This is a genomic window from Roseomonas sp. CECT 9278, assembly GCF_918698155.1.
In the GTDB taxonomy this organism is placed as follows: Bacteria; Pseudomonadota; Alphaproteobacteria; order Acetobacterales; family Acetobacteraceae; genus Neoroseomonas.
The window spans coordinates 68,879-90,050 of record NZ_CAKKLX010000019.1 but is presented as its reverse complement, the minus strand read 5'-3'; the positions used below and the strand labels follow the sequence as shown (position 1 = coordinate 90,050).

Annotated in this window: 27 protein-coding genes; 17 read left to right on the top strand and 10 right to left on the bottom strand. The window is 71.9% G+C overall.

The genetic code is table 11. From position 1 onward, the window contains the following. Positions 1-193 precede the first annotated feature (193 nt). The 3 genes from LQ222_RS14130 (at position 194) to speE (ending at position 1,939) form a co-directional block, all read left to right on the top strand. Positions 194-352: a hypothetical protein gene (locus tag LQ222_RS14130; RefSeq protein ID WP_230167322.1), complete on the top strand. Its 159-nt coding sequence runs from the start codon at positions 194-196 to the stop codon at positions 350-352. A gap of 182 nt (positions 353-534) precedes the next feature. After that, complete coding sequence (gene speD, locus LQ222_RS14125) at positions 535-993, top strand: adenosylmethionine decarboxylase (protein ID WP_230167320.1); 459 nt, start codon at positions 535-537, stop codon at positions 991-993. A gap of 76 nt (positions 994-1,069) precedes the next feature. Beyond that, a complete protein-coding gene (gene speE, locus LQ222_RS14120; protein WP_230167318.1) occupies positions 1,070-1,939 on the top strand; it encodes a polyamine aminopropyltransferase in 870 nt (289 codons plus the stop codon). Between the two features lie 6 nt (positions 1,940-1,945). Here the strand turns inward: speE and LQ222_RS14115 are convergent, their stop codons facing one another. The 4 genes from LQ222_RS14115 to LQ222_RS14100 form a co-directional block, all read right to left on the bottom strand. Further along, positions 1,946-3,421, bottom strand: coding sequence for a hypothetical protein (locus tag LQ222_RS14115; protein ID WP_230167316.1), 1,476 nt, complete (start codon positions 3,419-3,421; stop codon positions 1,946-1,948). 62 nt (positions 3,422-3,483) lie between these two features. After that, complete coding sequence (fliP, locus tag LQ222_RS14110; RefSeq protein WP_230167314.1) at positions 3,484-4,212, bottom strand: flagellar type III secretion system pore protein FliP; 729 nt, start codon at positions 4,210-4,212, stop codon at positions 3,484-3,486. After that, positions 4,209-4,475 (bottom strand): flagellar biosynthetic protein FliO, encoded by a 267-nt coding sequence (locus tag LQ222_RS14105; protein ID WP_230167312.1) that lies wholly within the window; start codon positions 4,473-4,475, stop codon positions 4,209-4,211. Before LQ222_RS14105 ends, fliP begins: the two co-directional genes overlap by 4 nt. A 31-nt stretch (positions 4,476-4,506) precedes the next feature. Continuing rightward, positions 4,507-4,785, bottom strand: a complete 279-nt coding sequence (locus tag LQ222_RS14100) for a hypothetical protein (RefSeq protein ID WP_230167310.1) — start codon at positions 4,783-4,785, stop codon at positions 4,507-4,509. A 180-nt stretch (positions 4,786-4,965) separates the two neighbouring features. Here LQ222_RS14100 and LQ222_RS14095 point away from each other — a divergent pair, with 180 nt between their 5' ends. From LQ222_RS14095 to recA, 8 genes are all read left to right on the top strand, one after another. Further along, positions 4,966-5,301: a flagellar basal body protein gene (locus LQ222_RS14095; protein ID WP_230167308.1), complete on the top strand. Its 336-nt coding sequence runs from the start codon at positions 4,966-4,968 to the stop codon at positions 5,299-5,301. 12 nt (positions 5,302-5,313) lie between these two features. Further along, a complete protein-coding gene (flgC, locus tag LQ222_RS14090; RefSeq protein ID WP_230167306.1) occupies positions 5,314-5,724 on the top strand; it encodes a flagellar basal body rod protein FlgC in 411 nt (136 codons plus the stop codon). After that, complete coding sequence (locus tag LQ222_RS14085; protein WP_230167304.1) at positions 5,721-6,023, top strand: flagellar hook-basal body complex protein FliE; 303 nt, start codon at positions 5,721-5,723, stop codon at positions 6,021-6,023. The genes flgC and LQ222_RS14085 overlap by 4 nt, the downstream gene beginning before the upstream one ends. Positions 6,024-6,160: 137 nt before the next feature. Beyond that, positions 6,161-6,430, top strand: a complete 270-nt coding sequence (locus LQ222_RS14080) for a flagellar biosynthetic protein FliQ (protein WP_230167302.1) — start codon at positions 6,161-6,163, stop codon at positions 6,428-6,430. 3 nt (positions 6,431-6,433) lie between these two features. Continuing rightward, positions 6,434-7,210, top strand: a complete 777-nt coding sequence (locus LQ222_RS14075; RefSeq protein WP_230167301.1) for a flagellar biosynthetic protein FliR — start codon at positions 6,434-6,436, stop codon at positions 7,208-7,210. A gap of 3 nt (positions 7,211-7,213) precedes the next feature. Beyond that, the gene (locus LQ222_RS14070; RefSeq protein WP_230167299.1) at positions 7,214-8,281 is read left to right on the top strand and encodes a flagellar biosynthesis protein FlhB; all 1,068 of its coding nucleotides are present in this window, start codon (positions 7,214-7,216) and stop codon (positions 8,279-8,281) included. Beyond that, positions 8,278-9,774: an ATP-binding protein gene (locus LQ222_RS14065; RefSeq protein WP_230167297.1), complete on the top strand. Its 1,497-nt coding sequence runs from the start codon at positions 8,278-8,280 to the stop codon at positions 9,772-9,774. The genes LQ222_RS14070 and LQ222_RS14065 overlap by 4 nt, the downstream gene beginning before the upstream one ends. A 380-nt stretch (positions 9,775-10,154) precedes the next feature. Further along, positions 10,155-11,201: a recombinase RecA gene (recA, locus tag LQ222_RS14060; protein WP_230167325.1), complete on the top strand. Its 1,047-nt coding sequence runs from the start codon at positions 10,155-10,157 to the stop codon at positions 11,199-11,201. A 48-nt stretch (positions 11,202-11,249) separates the two neighbouring features. On the opposite strand, the gene LQ222_RS14055 is transcribed toward recA, so the two are convergent. Then, complete coding sequence (locus LQ222_RS14055; protein WP_230167295.1) at positions 11,250-11,519, bottom strand: PepSY domain-containing protein; 270 nt, start codon at positions 11,517-11,519, stop codon at positions 11,250-11,252. 115 nt (positions 11,520-11,634) lie between these two features. On the opposite strand from LQ222_RS14055, the gene LQ222_RS14050 reads away from it, so the two are divergent. Then, a complete protein-coding gene (locus tag LQ222_RS14050; protein ID WP_230167294.1) occupies positions 11,635-11,829 on the top strand; it encodes a hypothetical protein in 195 nt (64 codons plus the stop codon). A gap of 18 nt (positions 11,830-11,847) precedes the next feature. On the opposite strand, the gene LQ222_RS14045 is transcribed toward LQ222_RS14050, so the two are convergent. Continuing rightward, the gene (locus LQ222_RS14045; RefSeq protein WP_230167292.1) at positions 11,848-12,012 is read right to left on the bottom strand and encodes a hypothetical protein; all 165 of its coding nucleotides are present in this window, start codon (positions 12,010-12,012) and stop codon (positions 11,848-11,850) included. A 180-nt stretch (positions 12,013-12,192) separates the two neighbouring features. On the opposite strand from LQ222_RS14045, the gene alaS reads away from it, so the two are divergent. From alaS to LQ222_RS14030, 3 genes are read left to right on the top strand one after another with little or no spacing between them, the layout of a single operon-like run. Then, complete coding sequence (alaS, locus tag LQ222_RS14040; protein ID WP_230167290.1) at positions 12,193-14,853, top strand: alanine--tRNA ligase; 2,661 nt, start codon at positions 12,193-12,195, stop codon at positions 14,851-14,853. Positions 14,854-14,857: 4 nt separating this feature from the next. Next, a complete protein-coding gene (locus tag LQ222_RS14035; protein ID WP_230167288.1) occupies positions 14,858-15,991 on the top strand; it encodes a P1 family peptidase in 1,134 nt (377 codons plus the stop codon). Beyond that, positions 15,991-16,602, top strand: a complete 612-nt coding sequence (locus LQ222_RS14030) for a hypothetical protein (protein WP_230167286.1) — start codon at positions 15,991-15,993, stop codon at positions 16,600-16,602. Before LQ222_RS14035 ends, LQ222_RS14030 begins: the two co-directional genes overlap by 1 nt. A 3-nt stretch (positions 16,603-16,605) precedes the next feature. Here the strand turns inward: LQ222_RS14030 and LQ222_RS14025 are convergent, their stop codons facing one another. Genes LQ222_RS14025 through LQ222_RS14015 form a run of 3 tightly spaced genes read right to left on the bottom strand, consistent with a single transcriptional unit; the run spans position 16,606 to position 18,982 of the window. Beyond that, positions 16,606-17,286 carry a DUF599 domain-containing protein gene (locus LQ222_RS14025; RefSeq protein WP_230167285.1) on the bottom strand — a complete coding sequence of 227 codons (681 nt, stop codon included), beginning with the start codon at positions 17,284-17,286 and terminating at the stop codon, positions 16,606-16,608. Next, complete coding sequence (locus LQ222_RS14020) at positions 17,286-17,750, bottom strand: hypothetical protein (RefSeq protein ID WP_230167283.1); 465 nt, start codon at positions 17,748-17,750, stop codon at positions 17,286-17,288. Before LQ222_RS14020 ends, LQ222_RS14025 begins: the two co-directional genes overlap by 1 nt. 14 nt (positions 17,751-17,764) lie before the next feature. Then, entirely contained in the window at positions 17,765-18,982 is a 1,218-nt protein-coding gene (locus LQ222_RS14015; RefSeq protein WP_230167282.1) for an NADP-dependent isocitrate dehydrogenase, read from the bottom strand. A 149-nt stretch (positions 18,983-19,131) separates the two neighbouring features. On the opposite strand from LQ222_RS14015, the gene LQ222_RS14010 reads away from it, so the two are divergent. Both LQ222_RS14010 and LQ222_RS14005 read left to right on the top strand, forming a co-directional pair. Beyond that, on the top strand, positions 19,132-19,329 hold the full coding sequence (locus LQ222_RS14010; RefSeq protein ID WP_230167280.1) for a hypothetical protein: 198 nt from the start codon (positions 19,132-19,134) through the stop codon (positions 19,327-19,329). A 110-nt stretch (positions 19,330-19,439) separates the two neighbouring features. Then, a complete protein-coding gene (locus tag LQ222_RS14005) occupies positions 19,440-20,060 on the top strand; it encodes a hypothetical protein (RefSeq protein WP_230167278.1) in 621 nt (206 codons plus the stop codon). 22 nt (positions 20,061-20,082) lie between these two features. On the opposite strand, the gene LQ222_RS14000 is transcribed toward LQ222_RS14005, so the two are convergent. Continuing rightward, positions 20,083-21,072: an MBL fold metallo-hydrolase gene (locus tag LQ222_RS14000; protein ID WP_230167277.1), complete on the bottom strand. Its 990-nt coding sequence runs from the start codon at positions 21,070-21,072 to the stop codon at positions 20,083-20,085. Positions 21,073-21,172 lie beyond the last annotated feature (100 nt).

The window sequence follows — 21,172 nt, the reverse complement described above, 5'->3', positions numbered from 1 at the left end:
GACGGGAACTACAAACTGCATGTCGTGGGCAGCTTGAGATGGGTATAAGGGACAGTACCTGGCCGCGCTGCCGCCGGCGCCGGCGCCGCTCGGGCCGGCGGACCGCGCCGCGCTGGCCCGCGCCGCCGCCTATGCCGCGCTGGCCGGCCAGGACGATGTGCTGGCCGCGCTGCGGGAGGCGCATGGCGCGCGCATGGCCGACGGCCCGCTGGCCGAGGCCTTCGACATGCTGACCGCCGATCCGTTGCGCGGCGTGGCCGACCTGCCGCGGCTGCAACGGGAGCTCGGCGTGCTGCGGGTGCTGCCGACGCGGCTGGAGGCCTTGCGGGCGGGCGTGCAGGTCGCGCGCTGAGTTGCGCGTCCCCCGGGTGGGGGGACTGCAATTTTTCCGGTTACCGGCTACGATTTTTCCCCCAAGGGGGTGAATTTCACTTGCGCCCGGGGACCCCTTGCCTCATATCGCGCGGCCGTTGACCCAAATGGTCGGACTTCCCCGACCGCCCTGGTCATCTGCTGGCTGGAAGGAGCCCTCACATGGATGCTCTCGTCCAACCGGGGATGGTCTCGGATTTGCCGAGCGACACCCGGAACATTGACGAAGACCGCTCGGTGCACCCCGAGAAGGATTACTTCATCGCGCGCAACGGCGTTCGCTACGCCGGGACGCATGTGATCATCGACCTGTGGGGGGCGACGAACCTCGACGACCCCGACCACATCGATGCCGTGCTGCGCGAGGCCGCGCTGGCGACGGGTGCCACGATCCTGCACGGGCATTTCCATCACTTCTCGCCCAATGGCGGGGTGTCGGGCGTGCTGGTGCTGGCCGAGAGCCACGTGTCGATCCATTCGTGGCCGGAACGCGACTATGCGGCGCTGGACATCTTCGTCTGCGGCGAATGCGACCCGTACAAGGCGCTGCCGGCGCTCAAGCGCGGCTTCCTGCCCGAGCGCGTGCAGCTGGCCGAGCACAAGCGCGGCCTGATCGGGTAAGGCCGCGACGCATCGACGTCGTGACAGGGGCCGGGTGGCATCGCCCGGCCCTTTCGCTTGATGGGGGATCGCCGCGATGGCCTATGACCTCTGGGTGAACGAGACGCTCTACGAAGCCTGGGGCCAGCGCTTCCGGGTGAAGCGCGAGCTCGCGCGCGTGACGTCCGGCTTCCAGGACATCCTGATCTTCGAGAGCGAGACGCATGGCCGCGTCATGATGCTCGACGGCGTGGTGCAGATCACCGAGGCGGATGAGTTCTCCTACCAGGAGATGATCGCCCATGTGCCGCTGCTGGCGCATGGCGATGCGAAGAACGTGCTGATCATCGGCGCCGGCGATGGCGGGGTGCTCAAGCGCGTGCTGCAGCACCGCACCGTGCAGCGCGCCGTGATGGTCGAGATCGATGGCGAGGTGATCCGCCTGGCCAAGGAGCACCTGCCGGGCATCGGTGGCGATGCGTGGGACGATCCGCGCGCGCAGGTGCTGGTGGCGGATGGCATCGACTACGTGCGCCGCGCGCCGGATGCGTCCTTCGACGTGGTGATCGTCGATTCCACCGACCCGATCGGCGTGGGCGAGGTGCTGTTCACCGATGAATTCTACGCCAACTGCGCGCGGCTGCTCGGCCCGCGCGGCATCGTGGTGAACCAGTGCGGCGTGCCGGCCATGCAGGCCGACGAGCTGCGCGAGACGTCGATCCGCCGCGGCCAGGCCTTCCCGGACATCTGGGCGTATCTGGCGGCCGTGCCGACCTATGTCGGCGGCTTCATGACGCTGGGCTGGGCCGGCAAGGACGCCGCCTGCCGCGCCGTGCCGGTCGAGACAATCCGCGCCCGCGCGCAGGCCGCCGGCATCCTGGGGACCACGCGCTACTGGACGCCCGAGATCCACGCCGGCGCCTTCCACCTGCCGCCCTATATCGCTGAGCACCTGCCGGCGCGCTGACGCCGTTCAGGCGAGTTCCGCCGCGGGCAGCGCGAGGAAGCGGTCGCGGTCGAAGCGTTCGGCGAAGACCTGCTCCAGGCTTTCCGCGGCGGCGCGGCGGGCCTGGAGGAAGCCGGGCGTATCGGCGCCGGCCTTGGTCGATTCGCTCGCCTCGCGCCGCAGCGTCTCCATGTCGTTGCGCAAGGTCGTCTCCGCTTCGGCCGGCAGCAGCTTGCCCACCACATACACGCCCTGCGACAGACCCAGCACCGAGAGCATCTCCGGCGGCAGGGTGAAGGCGGCGAGGTCCGCCACGCCGTTCACCACCAGCGCCACCAGCGCGAAGCCGGTGAAGGCGAAGGCCTGCAGGCGCGTCACGTCCAGCTCACCGCCGCCGCCCAGCACGTCGCGCAGGCTGGGCATCGGTTCGGCCACGCTGACCACCTGGCCGCCGAACAGGATGCGCCGATGCGCCGCCAGCAGCGGGCGACGCAGCGCGGCGGCGCGCGCGAAGGCCGACCCGCCCGCGGTGATGCCCAGGAGGGCCAGGATGTCGTTGGACAATCCGGCGAAGGCCCCGGTGCGCAGGAAGACGTAGAACACCACGCCGATCACCGCGAAGGACAGCACCAGCAATTGCAGCCGACCGAGGCTGCCGGCCCCGAGCGCATCCTGCGAGATGAACACCGGGTCGAGCGAGCGCAGCCCCTTGGCCAGCAGGCGGTCGCGATTGGCCGGCTTCAGCGCCGTGCGCCAGCTGGCGCGTTCGCTCGGCGGCGCGCCGCCGATGCGCAGCCACCATTCATGCAGCTTGCGCCGGTTCTCGCGCGCCGCGACATAGGCCGCGAGCAGCCAGAACCCGGCCAGCGCCGCGAAGGTGATGGCGCGCGACAGGCCGAGCGGTGCCACCGAGACCTGCACCGTGCCGTAGCCGATCAGCCGGTGGTCGGCCGTGCAGGCCGCCACCACGATGTGCCAGCCCTCGCCGAACCAGCCGCTGCGGTTGGGTGGCATGTGGACGGTGATGGTGGCGCGGTCGTCGCGCCGTTCGTCGACGCCGACCAGGATCGCCGCGCGGGCGACATCGGGGGGCACCGCGACCGTCCGGCCCAGCGCGTCGCGCCGGTCGCGCTTGCGCACCACGTCATCGGCCGTGCGTGCCGCGCCGATGAAATAGGCCTGTTGCCAGCCCGGCAGGTCTTCCTTGAGCGCGGTCGCCGCGCGCATCAGTTCCATGCGCAGCGAGCCGGAGGAGGCGGCGCTGTAGCGCCCCGCCGCCATCGGCAGCACGGGCGTCTCGCTGCCCTGGGCCGGGCGTGAATCGATGGTGCGCGCGAGCAGCGCCCAGTGGTCGAGCCGCGCGCCGTCGGGGGCGCGGCAGGCCGCCGCGGGGCGTGGCGCACGGGCGCCGGCCTCGATCGACAGGGCCGCGCCGGCCGGCAGCTCGGCCCCGGCGGGTGCCATGGCCGCGGACAGGATCAGGACCACCAGCATCCATCGCATGGCGCGGCCTCCGGCGCTGCATGCGTGCTACGCCGTTGCGGGCAGGCCCGATGTGACGCGGCTCACGTGCCGACGAAGCCCTGCACCAGCGATGCCGAGACCAGCCGCCAGCCATCGACCAGCACGAAGAAGATCAGCTTGAAGGGCAGCGCCACCACGGATGGCGGCAGCATCATCATGCCCAGCGACATCAGGACGCTGGCGACCACCATGTCGATCACCAGGAAGGGCAGGAAGATCAGGAAGCCGATCTCGAAGGCGCGCTTCAGCTCGCCGACCATGAAGGCGGGCACCAGGGCGCGCCAGGGTGCGGCTTCGGCGCTGGCGGGTGCGGGCAGGTTCGCCAGGTCGAGGAAATGCGCGAGGTCGTCCTCGCGCACCTGGGCGGCCATGAAGCGGCGGAAGGGCTCGGCGGCGGCTTCGAGGCCGGCGATCTCCCCGATGCGTCCTTCCGAGAGCGGTTGCAGCCCCTGCGCCCAGGAGGCCTCGAAGACCGGCTGCATGACGAAGAAGGTGAGGAACAGCGCCAGCCCGACCAGCACAGGGTTGGGCGGGATGCCCTGCGCGCCGATCGCGCTGCGCAGCAGGGCCAGCACGATGACGATGCGGGTGAAGGCGGTCGCCATCACCAGCAGGGAGGGGGCGAGCGAGAGCAGCCCGATCAGCGCGGTCAGTTGCACCAGCCGCGAGGTGGCGCCCGCCTGGCCCGCCTGGCCGAGGTCGATCGCGACCGATTGCGCCAGCGCCGCGCCGGGCAGCAGCAAGGCGATGACGACCAGCGCGCGGATCATGCCGCGCGCTCCGGCAGCCAGCCGACCACCTGGTCCTGGGTGCCGCCGGTCAGCAGCAGCACCTCGCGCCCGTCGCAGCGCACCAGCACCAGGCGCCGCCGCGGGTCGATCGCCAGGGTTTCCTGCACGCCCAGGCGCGCGCCGGGCTTCGCCGCCGGCGCGAAGCCGCTGGCGCGCAGCAGCCGCGCGCCAAGCAGCACCAGCCCGATCACCGCGAGAAGCGATGCCGCCGCCGTCAGCCAATGGGAGATGTCGGGGGTCATGCCGCGGCCTCCTGCCGGCGGGGTGGGTGGGTCAGGGTGGTGCCAGCCCGGTTCGCAGCCGGTCGAGCGCGCGCACGAGGGCTTCGAGGCGCAGCCGCACATCCCGCGCCGCGCCCTTGGGCACCGCGAGGGAGGCCGCGCAGATGCGCCCGACCTCGGCCTCCAGCCCCGCCAGGTCGATGCGGCGGCGTTCGTTGGCCAGCGCCTCGGCGACGGCAAGCGTCGCCTCCATCGCTTCGATGGCGGCCACCAGGACGGCGGTGTGCCGTGCCTTTCCCGAATGTTCGCCCACGCTTCCCGGTCGCGTCATGGGGCGCAGTCAACACGGTCCTGGTTACCGCGGCGTTGCCGGCCGGGCCGGGCCACCGGAGGCGGCCACCGGCGACCGGGGTCACGCAACGCGCATTAACCGAACCTTCGGCGGCGGCGTGCGACGCCTGTGCGTATGGACCCGACCCGCACCGGCACCGTTGCCCTCGCCGAAAGCCGCATGAGATGGCTCGATGCGCGCCAGCGCGTGCTGTCGCAGAACGTGGCCAATGCCGATACGCCGGGGTTCCGGCCATCGGACCTGCGGCCCTTCGGCCAGGCGGTGTCGGCCGCGCTGATGCAGACCAATCCGCGACACCTGGGCCCGGCCGGCGGCGCCGATCCGCGCGCGCGCGCCGAACGGCGGCTGGCCGATCGCAGCATGGACGGCAACGGCGTGGCGCTCGACCGCGAGGCGATCCGCATCGCCGATACCGAGACGGCGCACGCGCTGGCGGTCGGGCTGCACCGGCGCTTCCTCGGGATGTTCCGCACCGCGCTCGGGCGCAATACGTAAGGGGGCACGATCATGGATCTGGACCGCGCGCTGCGCATCTCGGCCGCCGGCATGCAGGCGCAATCGACCCGGCTGCGGGTGGTGGCGGAGAACCTCGCGAACCGCGACAGCACGGCGGAGGTCGCCGGCGGCGACCCGTATCGCCGCAAGACCGTCACCTTCCGCAACCGCATGGACCGCGAGCTCGGCACGCCGCTGGTGGCGGTCAGCCGCGTCGGCACGGCGGCCGGCGACTTCCCGGTGCGCCACGACCCGTCGCACCCGGCCGCCGATGCGCGCGGCTATGTCCGCACGCCCAATGTCGACAGCCTGGTCGAGACGATGGACATGCGCGAGGCGCAGCGGTCCTACGCCGCCAACCTGTCGGTGCTGGAAGTCACCCGCGGGATGCTGACCCGCACGATCGAGGCGCTGCGCGGATGAGCATTCCGCTCGCCCCCGCCGGCGCCGCCGCGGCCTATCGCGCCGCCGATGCGCTGCCCAATGCGGCGTCGCCGACCGGCGGCGCGGGCTTCGGCGCGGCGCTGACCCGCGCGATGGAACAGGCGGTCGAGGTCGGGCGCGAGGCCGATGCCGTATCGACCCGTGCGCTGACCGGGCAGGGCAGCGTGACCGACGTGGTGCTCGCCGTGGGCCGTGCCGAACTGACCTTGCAGACCGCCGTGGCGGTGCGCGACCGCGTGGTCGCCGCCTACCAGGACGTGATGCGGATGCCGATCTGATGCGGCCCGTGGCGCTGCCGGATGGCGCCGCGCGCGGGCCTGGCGGGCATCCGGCGCGGCGTGCCGCGATGCGCCGCGGCTGCACCCATGCCATGAGGTAGCGCCATGACAACCCTGCGCCGGAAAAAGGTCCGGCGGTGAACGAGGTCGCTCTCGCAGGACGCGAGGCGCTGTGGGTCGCGCTGCAGATCGGCGGGCCGCTGCTGGTGCTCATGCTGATCGCCGGGTTGGTCATCGCGGTGCTGCAGGCGCTGACCCAGGTGAACGAGGCGACGCTGGGCTTCCTGCCGAAGGTGGCGGTGCTGGCCGGCGCGCTGGTGCTGCTCGGGCCGTTCATGGCGGGCGTGCTGCGCGGCTATGCGGGCAGCCTGTTCCAGGCGGTGGTCGATGTCGGGCTGAAGGGCTGAGGCGTGAGCGAGGCGGAGCTCCTCGCCGCGCTGCCGGTGCTGGCCTTCCAGGCGGTGCTGGCCTTCGCGCGGCTGGGGGCGGCGGTGATGCTGCTGCCGGGGCTGGGCGAGGAGGAGGTGCCGGCGACGATCCGCCTTGGCCTGGGGCTGGCGCTGGTGCTGGTGCTGCTGCCGGGGCTGGCGCCGGGCTTGCCCGCGGCGCCGGACAGCGTGGGCGAATCGCTGCGGCTGATCCTGCTGGAGGTGCTGGTCGGGCTGTGGCTCGGCGGGCTGGCGCGGCTGGCGATGATGGCGATGGCGGTGGCGGGGCAGATGATCGCGCTGCTGCTGGGCCTGGCGCAGGCGATGGTGCCGGACCCGACGCTGGGCGGGCTCGGCACCGCGCCGGGGCGGCTGCTGTCGCTGGCGGCGGTGGTGGTGGTGCTGTCCACCGGGCTTTATGCGATCCCGCTGCGCGCGCTGGCGGAATCCTACGCGCTGCTGCCGCCGGGCGATCCGTTCCCGGCGGGCGCGGGGGCCGAGGCCTTCGCGCAGGCGGCCGGCGACAGCCTGGCCTTGTCGCTGCGCCTGGCGGCGCCCTTCGTGGTGGCGGCCATCATCATCAACGTGGCGCTCGGGCTGCTGGCGCGCATCGCGCCGCAGGTGCAGGTGTATTTCGTCGCGATCCCGGGGCAGGTGCTGCTGGGCCTCGCGCTGCTGGGGGCGGTGATGCCGGCCTTGCTGGGCGCCTTCGGCGAGGCGGCGCGCGCCGCCTTCCTGTCGCTGCCCGGGCTGCGCTGACCCATGGCCGAGGGCGGCGCGCAGGGCGGCGAGGCGGAAGACCGCACGGAAGCCGCCACGCCGCGGCGCCTCGAGAAGGCGCGCGAGGATGGGCAGGTTGCTGTTTCGCGCGAACTGGCCGGCTTCGGCGCGCTGGGCGGTGGCGTGCTGGGGCTGATGGTCGCGCTGCCGCCGGCAGGGGCCGAGATGCTGCGCGGCCTGCGTGCCGTGCTGGAACGCGCGCACGAGATCCCGCCGATGGTTGCCGCGGTCGAGCTCGGCCGGCTGGGGATGCTGGCGGCGCTGCCGGCCGCGGTGCTGGCGGGTGCCGGGGCGCTGGTCGCGACGCTGTTGCAGACGCGCGGGCTGGTCTCGGCCAAGGGGCTGACGCCGCAGGTCTCGCGCATCAACCCGCTGGCGGCGCTGAAGCGGCTGTTCGGGCCGGAGGGCGCAATCGAGTTTCTCCGCACGCTGGTCAAGCTGGGCCTGGTGGGGGCGGCGCTGTGGTGGGCGCTGGGCGATCCGGCGGCGCTGGCGGGGCTGCTGTACCAGCCGCCGGCGGTGCTGCTGGCGGCCGGCGGGCGGGCGGCGATCGACCTGGCGCTGGCCGCGCTGGCGGCCTTCGCGGCGATCGCGGCGCTCGATTGGCTGTGGGTGCGCTGGCGGCACCTGCACAAGCTGCGCATGAGCCGGCAGGACCTGAAGGAGGAATCGCGCGAGAGCGAAGGCGACCCGCAGATCAAGGGCCGGTTGCGGCAGTTGCGCCAGCAGCGCGCGCGCGGGCGCATGATGGCCGCGGTGCCCAGGGCCGCCGTGGTGGTGACCAACCCGACGCACTTCGCCGTCGCGCTGGCCTATGAGCAGGGCAGTTCGGCCGCGCCGCGCATCGTGGCCAAGGGTGCGGATGCCGTGGCGGCGCGCATCCGCGCGCTGGCCGATGAGAACCGCGTGCCGATCGTGTCCAATCCGCCACTCGCGCGCGCGCTGTTTCGGCTGGACCTGGATGCGGAAATCCCGGCCGAGCATTATCAGGCGGTGGCCGAGATCATCGCCTATGTCTGGCGGCTCGGCGGGCGGGGGCCAACGGCGTGACGGATCGCGACCACGAGGCATCGGCGTTTCGCCGGTTGTTCGAGGCAGAGGAGACGGCGGGGCTCGCGGTGCTCGACACCGGCGGGCGCATCCGGCTGGCGAATCGCGCGCTGGCGGAGATCTGCGGCGCGGCGCCCGCGGCGGGGCAGCCGGGCGAGGCGCTGTTCGTGGAGGATTCGCGCGCCGCCGTGGCGGGCGCGATCGCCGCGGCGCTGGCCGGGCCGGGGGCGCCGGCGGCGGTGGCGGCGCGCATCGCCAATGCCGCGCTGCCGCCCGATGCGAGCTTCGAGGTCGCCTGCCGCCCGCTGCGCGGCGAACCGGGCGCGCTGATGCGCGTGGTCGACGTGACCGCGCGGCGGCGCATGCAGGCGCAGATGGAGGAAGGCGCGCGCCTGCAATCCATCGGCCAATTGGCCGGCGGCGTGGCGCATGACTTCAACAACCTGCTGGCCGCGATCTCGGGCGCGGCGGAGGCGGCGCTGGCGCGCGGGCCCGAGAGCGAGACGGCGGAGGACCTGCGCCAGATCCTCGACAGCGCGGGGCGCGGCGCGCGGCTGGTGCGGCAGTTGCTGGCCTTCGCCAGCCGGCAGGCGCTGGCGCCGCGGGTGGTGGCGCTGGGCGCCGCGGTCGAGGCGATGGCGCCGCTGCTGACGCGCCTGCTGGGCGCACGCCAGGCGCTGGTGCTGGAACTCGAAGCGCCGGGGCCGCGCGCGCGGGTCGATCCGTCGCAGCTCGACCAGGCGCTGCTGAACCTGGTGGTGAATGCGCGCGACGCCATGCCGGAGGGCGGCACCATCCGCATCGGCCTGGCCGCGGTGGAGCTGGCGGCGGAGGAGGTGACGCAGGGCGCGGTGATCCCGCCCGGCGCCTGGGCGGTGCTGAGCGTGGCCGACCAGGGCGGCGGCATTGCGCCGGCGCTGCTGCCGCGCATCTTCGAACCCTTCTTCACGACGCGGCGCGGGCAGGGCGGGACCGGGCTGGGGCTGTCCACGGTGCTGGGCATCCTGCGGCAATCGGGCGGGCATGTGTCGGTCGCCTCGGAGCCCGGGCGCGGCACCGTGTTCCGCTTGTGGTTCCCGCGCAGCGAGGCGGCGGCGGTGGCCGATGCCGCACCGGCCGCCGGGCTGCCCGCGGCGGAATCGCGCCGCGTGCTGCTGGTCGAGGACGAGCCGCCATTGCGGATGCTGGCGCGCCGCGCCCTGGTCGGCGCCGGGCACGAGGTGCAGGTGGCGGAGGATGCCGAGGCCGCGCTCGCGGTGATCGAGGGTGGCTTCGTGCCGGAGGTGCTGGTGACCGACGTGACGATGCCCGGCGAGATGGACGGGCTGGCGCTGGCGGAGGCGTTGCAGGCGCGGCTGCCGGGGCTGTCGGTGGTGCTGGTCTCGGGCTATGCGGCGGCGACGGTGGGCGAGGGGCTGGCGGGCAAGGGCGTGCGCTTCCTGGAGAAGCCGTTCCGCATGGCCGAGTTGGCGGCGGCTGTCGCCACCGCTTGAGTTACTGTTGAGGCCCAGGCGCCGGGCGCCGGCATGCGCCGGCTTGGCTTGCGCGCCGGGGGCTGGTGGGCCGGGGGCGGCTGGCGGGTTTGGCGCGGTCGCGCTTTGCGCTCGCGGATCGCGCGGCGCGCGATGCGAGTGGTGGGTTCGCCGGCATGCGCCGGCTTGGCGCGCGCGGCGACATGCGCGCGGCGGGCATGTTCTTAATATGTTCTTGTCGAACCGGCAGGTTTCGCGCATGCTCCGCTTGCGTCGAATCGCCCCGCCATGCGCGGGTGGGGCGGCAGGGGGTCCGGGTGGGCCTCTCGATTATTGGGCGATAGACGCCTGAAGGAGATCGCCCTATGGTTGATAAACCTGTGGTGGAGCGGGGCAAGGGCATGGACAAGGGAAAGGCGCTGGACGCTGCGCTGAGCCAGATCGAACGGTCCTTCGGCAAGGGCTCGATCATGCGGCTCGGCGCCAGGCAGTCGCAGCAGGGCGAGATCGAGGTGGTGTCCTCCGGCTCGCTGGGGCTGGACTTGGCGCTGGGGATCGGTGGGCTGCCCAAGGGGCGCATCATCGAGATCTACGGGCCGGAATCCTCGGGCAAGACCACCCTCGCGCTGCATGTCATCGCCGAGGCCCAGAAGAAGGGCGGCACCTGCGCCTTCGTGGATGCCGAGCACGCGCTCGACCCCGGCTATGCCAAGAAGCTCGGCGTCGATGTGGACAACCTGCTGATCAGCCAGCCGGATGCGGGCGAGCAGGCGCTCGAGATCGCCGATACGCTGGTGCGATCGGGCGCGATCGACGTGCTGGTGGTGGATTCCGTGGCCGCCCTGGTGCCGCGCGCGGAACTGGAGGGCGAGATGGGCGACACCCATGTCGGCCTGCATGCGCGGCTGATGTCGCAGGCGCTGCGCAAGCTGACCGGGTCGGTGTCCAAGTCGAACACGCTGCTGATCTTCCTGAACCAGATCCGGCTCAAGATCGGCGTGATGTTCGGCAATCCGGAGACCACCACGGGCGGCAATGCGCTGAAGTTCTACGCGTCCGTCCGCATGGAGATCCGCCGCATCGGCGCCATCAAGGACCGCGACGAGGTGACCGGCAACCACACCCGCGTGAAGGTGGTGAAGAACAAGATGGCCCCGCCGTTCCGCGAGGTCGAGTTCGACATCATGTACGGCGAGGGCATCAGCAAGGTCGGCGAGCTGATCGACCTGGGCGTGAAGGCCAATGTGGTCGAGAAGTCGGGTGCCTGGTTCAGTTGCGACAGCCAGCGCATCGGCCAGGGCCGCGAGAACGCCAAGCAGTTCCTGCGCGACCACCCGGAGATGGCGCACTCCATCGAGCAGCGCGTGCGCGGCCAGGCCGGGCTTCTGGTCGACCAGATGCTGGCCGGCGAGAGCGCGGGCGACGACGAGGCGATGGCGGCGGAATAGCGCCGGACCTGCGCCGGCGGGGGCGTCACCCCCGCCGGGCAAGGCGCTTCAGTCGTCGCGGTCCACATCCAGGATTCTGCCGTCGTGCGCGCTGACGTCGACCTCGATCTCGCGCCCGCGGGCATCGCGGCCCTCGACCTCCCACTTGCCGTCGTCGCAGTCGACGTCCGTCACGCGCACAAGGCCGGCGGCGCGGGCTATGCGGATGGCGTCCTCGGCGCTGATGCGGCCGCGGCAGCCATCATCGGCGCGGGCAGGGGGTGTGACCAGCGGCAGGGCGGCGACCAGCGCCGTCAGCAGCAAGGGGCGGAGCATCATCGGGTGTTCCTCTCGACCTGAATGACGGGAAATCCATGTTTCTGCTGCCGCGAGCGGCATCGGGCGGGCAACCCGCCTGCGCGTGGAACGTTCGACCCGGCAGGAGGTTCCCCTGATGAACGCGCCACGACGTCCTGTTCTTCCACCGGCCACGCCGCCCGCGACGACGCAGCAGCCCGACCCACGCCACCGCCCCGACGAACGCAAGGAAGGCGGCCCGGATTTCGGCAAGGAGCGGCGCCAGGGGGACACTCTGGAGCATCTGCGCCGCGACGCGCGCGACGGTCCGCCGGGCACCGGGCCGGACTGACCCCAGCGCGCCGCCGCGTCACGGCAGCGCCAGCCCGGCCGTCGCGGCGAGGCTGGCGCCCATGACCAGGCTGACCGCCGCCAGGACCTGGTCGATCCGGGACGGCCCCGGCTTCGGCGCGGGGATACGGCTTCGCAGGCGGGCGATGCGCTCCGCCACCGGCTCGTCGTCATGCGTCTGCATCGCGGCGTGGCTCCGTTCGGTCCGCGGGGGTCGCGGGCCATCGCGCGGGGAACGCGGCGGGCGGGCATGGTCTTCCCGGTGGCGCACCCCTTCACGCCCCGCTGCCCGCGCGCTACCTGTCGCGACCTTGTGCGCCCGTCGCCTCCGGCGGGCCTTGCAGCGCGACGCGACGGGCAGGACATGACCAGCAGCAACGACATCCGCGCCACCTTCCTCGACTACTTCGCCCGCAATGGGCACGAGGTGGTGGACAGCTCCCCGCTGGTGCCGCGCAACGACCCCACGCTGATGTTCGCGAACAGCGGCATGGTGCAGTTCAAGAACGTGTTCACCGGGCAGGAGACCCGCCCCTACAAGCGCGCCACCACCGCGCAGAAATCCGTGCGCGCGGGCGGCAAGCACAACGACCTGGACAATGTCGGCTACACCGCGCGGCACCATACCTTCTTCGAAATGCTGGGGAATTTCTCCTTTGGCGACTACTTCAAGGACCAGGCGATCCCGTATGCGTGGGACCTGCTGACGAAGGATTTCGCGCTGCCCAAGGACCGGCTGCTGGTCACCGTCTATTCCGAGGACGACGACGCCGCGGCGATCTGGAAGAAGGTCGCCGGGCTGCCGGACAGCCGGATCATCCGCATCAGCACCTCCGACAATTTCTGGCGCATGGGTGATACCGGGCCGTGTGGCCCGTGCTCCGAGATCTTCTTCGACCATGGCGACAAGATCCCCGGCGGCCCGCCTGGCAGCCCGAACGAGGATGGCGACCGGTTCATCGAGATCTGGAACCTGGTGTTCATGCAGTTCCTCGAGGAACCGGCCGGCACGCGCAACCCTCTGCCGCGGCCTTCGATCGACACCGGCATGGGCCTCGAACGCTTCGCCGCCATCCTGCAGGGCAAGCACGACAACTACGACACCGACACGCTGCGGGCGATCATCCTGGCCTCCGCGGAAGCCACGGGGCAGGAGCCTGACGGGCCATTCCGGTCCAGCCACCGCGTGGTGGCGGACCACCTGCGCGCCGGCGCCTTCCTGATCGCCGATGGCGTGCTGCCGTCGAACGAAGGCCGCGGCTATGTGCTGCGCCGCATCCTGCGCCGGGCGATGCGGCACGCGCATATGATGGGGTCGCGCGATCCGCTGATGCACCGGCTGCTGCCGGCGCTGGTGCGGCAGATGGGCGCTGCGTATCCCGAACTGGTGCGCGCCGAGGCGCTGATCAGCGAGACGCTGCGGCTGGAGGAGACGCGCTTCCGCTCGCTGCTGGAGCGCGGGCTGGGGTTGCTGGCGGAGGAGACGGCACGGCTCGGGTCCGGCCAGACTCTGCCGGGCGACGTGGCGTTCCGCCTGTACGACACCTATGGCTTCCCGCTGGACCTGACGCAGGACGCGCTGCGCGCCGAGGGCCGCCCGGTCGACGTGGACGGCTTCAACGCCGCCATGGCGGAGCAGCGCAAGCGCGCGCGCGCCGCCTGGGCCGGCACCGGGGAGGCCGCGACGGAAGCCGTCTGGTTCGATCTGAAGGAAAAGGTCGGGGCGACCGAATTCCTCGGCTACACGACCGAGAGCGCGGAGGGCGAGATCGTCGCGCTGGTGGTGGACGGCAAGCCGGTCGATGCCGCGCCGGTCGGCGCCGAGGTCGCGGTGCTGCTGAACCAGACGCCCTTCTATGCGGAATCCGGCGGGCAGGTGGGCGACACCGGCATCATCCAGGCCGGGCCAGCCTGCACCATCGCGGTGAAGGATACGCAGAAGAAGCTCGGTGCGTTGTATGTGCATGTCGGCACGGTGATGGAGGGCGAGGCGAAGCTCGGCCAGGCCGTCACGGCCGAGGTCGATCACACCCGGCGGTCGAAGATCCGCGCCCACCATTCGGCCACGCACCTGCTGCACGAGGCGCTGCGCCGGCGGCTGGGCAATCATGTCGCGCAGAAGGGGTCGCTGAACGCGCCGGACCGGCTGCGCTTCGACGTCTCCCAGCCCGTGCCGATGACCGAGGAGGACCTGCATTGGGTCGAGGCCGAGGTGAATGCGCGCATCCGCGAGAACGCCGAGGTCATCACCCGCCTGATGACGCCCGAGGCCGCCGTGGAAGCCGGCGCCATGGCGCTGTTCGGCGAGAAATACGGCGAGGAGGTCCGCGTGGTCGGCATGGCGCATGACCCCGCTGCCGTTGAAAAGCACGGCGTCTATTCGCTGGAGCTGTGCGGCGGGACGCATGTGCGGCGCACCGGCGATATCGGGCTGTTCAAGATCGTCTCCGAAGGCGCGGTCGCCGCCGGCGTGCGGCGTGTCGAGGCCGTGACCGGCGACGCCGCGATGGCGCATGTCGCCGGCATGGAGGAAAGCCTGGCCGCCGCGGCCGCGGTGCTGAAGGTGCAGCCGGGCGAATTGGCCGGGCGCATCGCCGCGCTGGTCGAGGACCGGCGCAGGCTGGAGCGCGACGTGGCGGAACTCCGCAAGAAGCTCGCGACCGGCGGCGGCGGCGCGGAGGTCGAGACGATCGCCGGGCTGCGCGTCGCGCTGCGCGACCTGGGCGAAGTGCCGGCGCGCGACCTCAAGGGCCTGGCGGAAGCGATCCTGAAGGGCGGCACCGCGGATGTGGTGGCGCTGGTCAGCAGCGCCGAGGGCAAGGCGAGCATCGTGGTCGGGCTGGGCGAAGCGGCGAAGGGGCGCACCGATGCGGTCGCGCTGGTGCGCGCGGCGGCAGCGGCGGTGGGCGGCAAGGGCGGCGGCGGGCGGCCGGACATGGCGCAGGCCGGCGGGCCGGAGGCCGACAAGGGGGCCGAGGCGCTGGCGGCGGTGCGCGAGGCGCTGGCGCAGGGCATCGCGGCGTAGGGCCATGGCAGCCGGGGCGGGCGTCGGCGAGCCTGCCACGACGCGGGCGGGCGCGCGGGTTCGCGCACGCGCGCTGGGCCTGGCGCCGGGCATCTTCGCGCCCGGCGGGCACAACGCCATCACCGATGTCGCGGGTGTGTGCGTCGGCCACGCCACGGTGATCGAGGGCGATGCGACCCGCACGGGTGTGACCGCCATCATCCCGCATCCGGGCAACGTCTTCGCCGATCGCGTGCCGGCCGGGCTGTCGGTGATGAACGGCTACGGCAAGCTGGCCGGGGCGACGCAGCTTGTTGAACTCGGCGAGCTGGAAACGCCGATCGTGCTGACCAATACGCTGGCGGTCGGCCGCGCGGTGGAAGCCGTGGTGGATTGGACACTGGCGCGCAACGCCGAAGCCGTGTCGGTCAACGCCGTGGTGGGCGAGACGAATGACGGGCGGCTCAACGACATCCGCGCGCGCGGCGTGACGGCGGCGCATGTCCACGCCGCGCTGGATGGCGCGCGCGATGGCGCGGTCGTTGAGGGTTCCGTGGGTGCCGGCACCGGCACCATGGCCTTCGGCTGGAAGGGCGGCATCGGCACGGCATCGCGCGTGCTGCCGCCGGCGCTGGGGGGCTGGACGCTGGGTGCTCTGGTGCAGGCGAATTACGGCGGCGCGCTGATGATGGACGGCATCCCGGTCGGGCGCGCGCTCGGCAAGTGGTATCTGCGCGAACACACCGACCGCGGCGATGCGGATGGGTCGGTGATGGTGGTGATCGCGACCGATGCGCCGCTGTCGGACCGCAACCTGGCGCGCCTCGCGCAGCGCGCCATGGCCGGGCTGGCGCGCACCGGCGCGGCGTTCAGCGACGGGTCGGGCGACTATGCCATTGCCTTCAGCACGCATCCCGGCGTGCGCCGCTCTGCCGAACGGCGCGCCCACCAGGCGATCATCGCCGACTGGCCCAATGACCGGATGTCGCCGCTGTTCGTGGCGGCGGCCGAAGCGGTGGAGGAAGCCGTGCTGAACGCGCTGACCATGGCGACGACGGTGATCGGCCGCGACGGGCGCACGGGGCGACGGGCGAAGGGCGAGGCGATCGACCTCGATGCGCTGCGCGACGTGCTGGCGCGCCATGGGCGCCTCGCGTGATGCGCGCGGTCTTCGCCGCCGCCGTGCTGGCCGCGCTGCTGGCGCAGGCAGCGGATGCCGCGCGCGCCACGCTGCGCGCCACCCGTCCGGGGTTGCCGCCGCTGGTGCTGGAGGCCGCTTCCGACGACACCAGCTGGACCATCCGCGTGCTCGACGGCGGGCGCGAGACGCAGCGGATCGAGGTGCAGACCGACCTGCCCAACAGCCGCCCCGCGCTGGGTGACGTGAACGGCGACGGCGCGCCCGATTTGTGGGTGCCGCTGATCGGCGACAACGCCAATTCCGCCTGGGAGCTGTGGGTGATGCAGCCGGGCGAGGCGCGCTTCCGCCGCGCCGGCGAGATCAACGGCCTGGCCTTCGCGCGCGATTCGGCCGGGCGGCTGGTGGCGATGACCCGCGAGGGCTGCTGCCTGATCTCGATGGTGTTCCACACGATCGGCGCGGATGGCGCGCTGCGCGAGGCCTTCGCGGTCAATCGGCGGCTCGATGTGCCGGGCCCGCGGCGGTGCACCGGCAGCGCGATCAGCGAGGCGCCGCCGGCCGCGGTGGTGCGCGCGGCCTGCGCGCTGGAACAGGGGCAGCTGCCCGGGGCGCGGGTCGGGCCGCGCTGAGGCTCAGCCCACCCGCATCGTCGCCAGCGCGTCCCGCGCGACCGACCGGAACTCGCGCCGGTGCAATTCGCGCAGCACCAGCAGGCTGGCCGCGATCAGCGCGACGGGATGGATGATCCAGGCCAGCGCCGCCAGCCCGAAATAGTACGACCGCAGCCCGGTGTTGAAGTGCCGCGCGCCGCGGTTGGCCAGCCGCGCGGCGGCCTCGGCGCTGGTGGTGGCCGTCGCGTCCTGCGGCATGCCCATCACCAGGATGCTGAGGTAGTTGAATTGCCGCAGCGACCAGGTGAGCTCGAAGAAGGCATTGACGAAGATCAGCAGCAGCAGGCCGATCTTGACCTCCCACATCGCCTCGCTGGGCACGTCGCTCCAGGGAAAGGCGGCGACCACGCGGCGGCCCAGGTCGGGGGCCGCCATCATCGCCACCAGCCCGCCCAGGATCAGGATGGAACTGGTCGCGAGGAAGGAGACCGAGGACATCAGGTTGCCGATGGCGGCGATGTCGGCGATGCGGTTGTCGCGCGGCAGGGCGGCCATCATCCAGCGCCGGCGGTGTTCGTCCATTGCCGCGATCACGCTGCGCGCGCGGATCGACGGGATGCGGTCGACCAGCAGCGCATAGACCACCCAGCACAGCACGAAGACGGCCAGCGCGATCCAGTCGGGCAGGGTGAAGGGCGGCATCAGCGCGCCGGCTCCTCGGCGGCGCAGGCGCTGTCCAGGGCCTGGCGCGCGGCGGGCGTCGCGCCGGCGAAGCGCTGGGCTTCGCGGTCCCAGGCATAGGTCAGCGCGACGTCGCGGCATTGCGCGTCGCCGGTGCCGCAGGCTGTCACGCGCAGGCGGAGCGTGGTGCCCTGGCGGTCGAGCTGCACGCGGCCATCCTGCAGGCCTTCGAAGATGTGCTGGGTGCGGCTGCGTCCGCCGGGCAGGGTCCAGCGCAGTTCCACCGCGGTCGACAGATGCACGCCGCCGGCCGGCACGCGCCCGATGCGCCAGCGCAGCGCGCCCGGCGGCAGGCCGCGGATCGCGCCGTCCTCGATCACCGCCTGGCCGTGCGACCAGTCGAAGCAATCGGCGCGGGCCGGCGCGGCCAGCAGCAGCGTGGCCAGGGCGCCGAGCGTGCCGCCGCGGATGACAGCGGCACGCATCGGCGCCTGCCTGGTCAGGCCATCGCCTTCTTCAGGTTCTCGTCGATCTTGGCGAGGAAGGCCTGGGTGTTCATCCAGGGCTGGTCCTTGCCGATCAGGATCGCGAGGTCCTTGGTCATGTGGCCGCTCTCGACGGTGTCGATGCAGACCTTCTCGAGCGTGTTCGCGAAGTCGGTCACGTCGGGCGTGCCGTCGAAGCGGCCGCGATAGGCCAGGCCGCGCGTCCAGGCGAAGATGGAGGCGATCGGGTTGGTGCTGGTCTCGCGGCCCTTCTGGTGTTCGCGGAAGTGGCGCGTGACGGTGCCGTGCGCGGCTTCCGATTCCACCGTGTTGCCATCCGGGGAGAGCAGCACGGAGGTCATCAGACCGAGGCTGCCGAAGCCCTGCGCGACGATGTCGGACTGCACGTCGCCGTCGTAGTTCTTGCAGGCCCAGACATAGCCGCCTTCCCACTTCAGCGCGCAGGCCACCATGTCGTCGATCAGGCGGTCCTCGTAGGTCAGGCCCTTCGCCTTGAACTTGTCGGCGAATTCGGCGTCGAACACCTTCTTGAAGATGTCCTTGAACTCGCCGTCATAGGCCTTGAGGATCGTGTTCTTGTGGCTGAAATACACGCTGTAGCCGCGCGCCAGGCCGTAGTTCAGCGACGCACGGGCGAAGCCCTCGATCGACTTGCGGGTGTTGTGCATGCCCATCAGCACGCCGCCGCCGGCAGGGAAGTTGGTCACTTCCAGTTCGATCGGCGCGCCGCCGTCCTCGGGCGTCCAGGTCAGGGTGGCCTTGCCGGCGCCGGGGATCTTGGTCTCGGCGGCGCGGTAGATGTCGCCATAGGCGTGGCGGCCGACGACGATCGGCTTGGACCAATGCGGCACCAGGCGCGGGACGTTCTGGCAGATGATGGGTTCGCGGAAGATCGTGCCATCCAGGATGTTGCGGATGGTGCCGTTCGGGCTGCGCCACATTTTCTTCAGGCCGAATTCCGCCACGCGGGCTTCATCGGGGGTGATGGTCGCGCACTTCACGGCCACGCCGTACTGCTTGGTGGCATGGGCGGAATCGACGGTGATCTGGTCGTCCGTCTCGTCGCGCTTCTGGATACCGAGGTCGTAGTACTTCAGGTCGATGTCGAGGTAGGGGAGGATCAGCTTGTCCTTGATGAACCCCCAGATGATGCGGGTCATCTCGTCCCCGTCCATCTCGACGACGGGGGTCTTCACTTTGATCTTGGCCATGAGCTGTCCTCTGCGCGCGGGCGTGTAGCGGGCCTGCCCCAGGGGGGCGGCCGATGCGGGCGGACCTTGCACCCGGGGGGCGGGTGCGGCAAGCCCGGCGCGGTGAAAACCCGGCCCGCGACGGCCCTTTTCTCGGCATGGAGACACGCTTGAAGGACGCGCCCAAGGGCATTGCCGCCGGGATCGCCCGCAGCCTGGACCGGGCGACGGGGGAGGGCTACCGGCTGGGCTACGAGATCGCCCGTGACGAGGCGGCGTTCCTGGCGCTCGAGGCCGGCCGGCCGGACATCGCGGAACGCATCCGCGCGCTGCGGCCGTTGCCGGAGCGTGGCGCGCCGAAGGGCTGAGGCCGGATGGGAAGGACGTGGTCGGTGACCCAGGGCGGCGTCGTGTCTAACCTCCGCGAACGATGCTCTGATCCTTGCCGTGTCGATCACCCTGGCCCTTGAGACCCCGCATGCCGCGCATTGATCTTCTGGTGCTGGATCGCGCCGCGCCCGAGACATCGATCGCCGTCGCGCGCTTCGGCGGCACGCCCCTGGTGCCGCCCGGCTTCGCCTGGCCGGCGTGCCATGCCTGTCACGGCCACATGCGATACCTGTGCACGATTGCCGAGCAGGCGCAGGCGCGCCGCCACCTGGTCTTCATGTGCCAGAACAGCCCGGGCATGTGCGACGAATGGAATCCCGACAGCGGCGGCAACGCGGTGCTGCCTTGCGAGGGCGCGGATCTGCTGCCGGCCGATCTTCCCGCGCAGGGCAACGCCATCGGCGCGGCGCGCCACGCCGCACGCGTCGAGACGGTCGAGGCCGCCGGCTACGAGGATGCGTGCGCCCGCTGGGCCGAGGCCCATCCGGGCCGCGGGCGCGAGGTGCTCGGCCAGATCGGCGGCGCGCCAGACTGGTTGCAGGGGGACGAGACGCCCGCTTGCGACCATTGCGGCCGGGCGTTGCGCTTCGTCGCCCGGCTCGAGGAAGGGCCTGAGCACGGCACCGCCATGAATTTCGGTGGCGGTGCGGCGTATCTTTTTGCCTGCGACTGCACGTGGGGCGGCGGCAAGTTCCTCTGGCAGTGCTGAACCGCGCCCCGGCGCGTCCGCCTCAGCCCAGCGACGTCACGTCCATCGGCGCCGGCACCCAGGCATAGCCCTGGCCGGCCTTCACCACATTGCCCAGCCCCGGCCAGGGGAAGTGATAGGACAGCACCTGCGGCTGGTCGGTGGCGAAGCGTTCCAGCAGCCGCGCGCGCGTCTGGGCCGAGAGCTTCGGGTCGGTGTCGAAGGCGAATTCCAGCAGCGGGCGCTGCAGCAGCAGGATGTGATGATGCGCGAGGTCGCCCGTATAGACCATCACGCGCGGCCCCGAGGCGATGGCGAAGATGGTGTGCCCCACCGTATGCCCGGGGGCCGAGATGGCGGTCACGCCGGGAACCACCTCGGCGCCGTCGCGCAGCATCACCATGCGGTCGCGATAGGCGTTGAGGTTCTTCTGCGCGCCGCGGATGAAGGGCTCCATGAAGGCCGGCCCGCGGATATTCGCGTCGTTGGTCCAATAGGCCAGGTCGGCCTCGCTGATCGCGACCTGGGCGTTCGGGAAGTTGCGGTTGCCCTGCGCGTCCACCAGCGCCCAGCAATGGTCGCAATGCGCGTGGGAGAGCACGACCATGTCGATCTGCGCGGGCTCGATGCCGGCGGCGCGCATGTTGCGCAGCAGGCGGCCGGTGGTGGGGCCGAACATCTGGCTGGCCGGGCCCATGCTGTCGCCCATGCCGGTGTCGAACAGGATCAGGTGACGGCCGGTGTTCACGATGACGGCGTTCTGCTCCAGCAGCGCATTGGCCGGGTCCAGCAGCGCGGCGCGCATCATGGCATTGACCTCGCCGGGGCCGGCGCCGACGAAGGAATCCTCCGCCTTGCCGAGCGGCAGCGCGCCGTCGGAGACGACGGTCACCTCGTATTCCCCGAAGCGGAAGCGGTACCAGGCGGGGGCGCCACGGCCGATCATGGGTGCCGCGGCTTCCAGCCGGGCGAAGGGCAGGGCTGCGGCAGAGGCAAGCCCGGCGCCCAGCAGTGCGCGGCGTTGGATGGACATGGCTTGGTTTCTCCCTTTGGGCATGGCCGCGACGGCGCCGCGGCGGCAGGCTAGTGTTTGCACGACACGACGTCCCGGCCGCGTGTGCCGCCGGGCAGGA

Bases quoted from the DNA above. Each gene is read 5' to 3' on its own strand.
- LQ222_RS14130 (WP_230167322.1), top strand. From the start codon at position 194: ATGGCCGACGGCCCGCTGGCCGAGGCCTTCGACATGCTGACCGCCGAT.
- speD (WP_230167320.1), top strand. From the start codon at position 535: ATGGATGCTCTCGTCCAACCGGGGATGGTCTCGGATTTGCCGAGCGAC.
- speE (WP_230167318.1), top strand. From the start codon at position 1,070: ATGGCCTATGACCTCTGGGTGAACGAGACGCTCTACGAAGCCTGGGGC.
- LQ222_RS14115 (WP_230167316.1), bottom strand. From the start codon at position 3,421: ATGCGATGGATGCTGGTGGTCCTGATCCTGTCCGCGGCCATGGCACCC.
- fliP (WP_230167314.1), bottom strand. From the start codon at position 4,212: ATGATCCGCGCGCTGGTCGTCATCGCCTTGCTGCTGCCCGGCGCGGCG.
- LQ222_RS14105 (WP_230167312.1), bottom strand. From the start codon at position 4,475: ATGACCCCCGACATCTCCCATTGGCTGACGGCGGCGGCATCGCTTCTC.
- LQ222_RS14100 (WP_230167310.1), bottom strand. From the start codon at position 4,785: ATGACGCGACCGGGAAGCGTGGGCGAACATTCGGGAAAGGCACGGCAC.
- LQ222_RS14095 (WP_230167308.1), top strand. From the start codon at position 4,966: ATGAGATGGCTCGATGCGCGCCAGCGCGTGCTGTCGCAGAACGTGGCC.
- flgC (WP_230167306.1), top strand. From the start codon at position 5,314: ATGGATCTGGACCGCGCGCTGCGCATCTCGGCCGCCGGCATGCAGGCG.
- LQ222_RS14085 (WP_230167304.1), top strand. From the start codon at position 5,721: ATGAGCATTCCGCTCGCCCCCGCCGGCGCCGCCGCGGCCTATCGCGCC.
- LQ222_RS14070 (WP_230167299.1), top strand. From the start codon at position 7,214: ATGGCCGAGGGCGGCGCGCAGGGCGGCGAGGCGGAAGACCGCACGGAA.
- recA (WP_230167325.1), top strand. From the start codon at position 10,155: ATGGACAAGGGAAAGGCGCTGGACGCTGCGCTGAGCCAGATCGAACGG.
- LQ222_RS14055 (WP_230167295.1), bottom strand. From the start codon at position 11,519: ATGATGCTCCGCCCCTTGCTGCTGACGGCGCTGGTCGCCGCCCTGCCG.
- LQ222_RS14050 (WP_230167294.1), top strand. From the start codon at position 11,635: ATGAACGCGCCACGACGTCCTGTTCTTCCACCGGCCACGCCGCCCGCG.
- LQ222_RS14045 (WP_230167292.1), bottom strand. From the start codon at position 12,012: ATGCAGACGCATGACGACGAGCCGGTGGCGGAGCGCATCGCCCGCCTG.
- alaS (WP_230167290.1), top strand. From the start codon at position 12,193: ATGACCAGCAGCAACGACATCCGCGCCACCTTCCTCGACTACTTCGCC.
- LQ222_RS14035 (WP_230167288.1), top strand. From the start codon at position 14,858: ATGGCAGCCGGGGCGGGCGTCGGCGAGCCTGCCACGACGCGGGCGGGC.
- LQ222_RS14030 (WP_230167286.1), top strand. From the start codon at position 15,991: ATGCGCGCGGTCTTCGCCGCCGCCGTGCTGGCCGCGCTGCTGGCGCAG.
- LQ222_RS14025 (WP_230167285.1), bottom strand. From the start codon at position 17,286: ATGCCGCCCTTCACCCTGCCCGACTGGATCGCGCTGGCCGTCTTCGTG.
- LQ222_RS14020 (WP_230167283.1), bottom strand. From the start codon at position 17,750: ATGCGTGCCGCTGTCATCCGCGGCGGCACGCTCGGCGCCCTGGCCACG.
- LQ222_RS14015 (WP_230167282.1), bottom strand. From the start codon at position 18,982: ATGGCCAAGATCAAAGTGAAGACCCCCGTCGTCGAGATGGACGGGGAC.
- LQ222_RS14005 (WP_230167278.1), top strand. From the start codon at position 19,440: ATGCCGCGCATTGATCTTCTGGTGCTGGATCGCGCCGCGCCCGAGACA.
- LQ222_RS14000 (WP_230167277.1), bottom strand. From the start codon at position 21,072: ATGTCCATCCAACGCCGCGCACTGCTGGGCGCCGGGCTTGCCTCTGCC.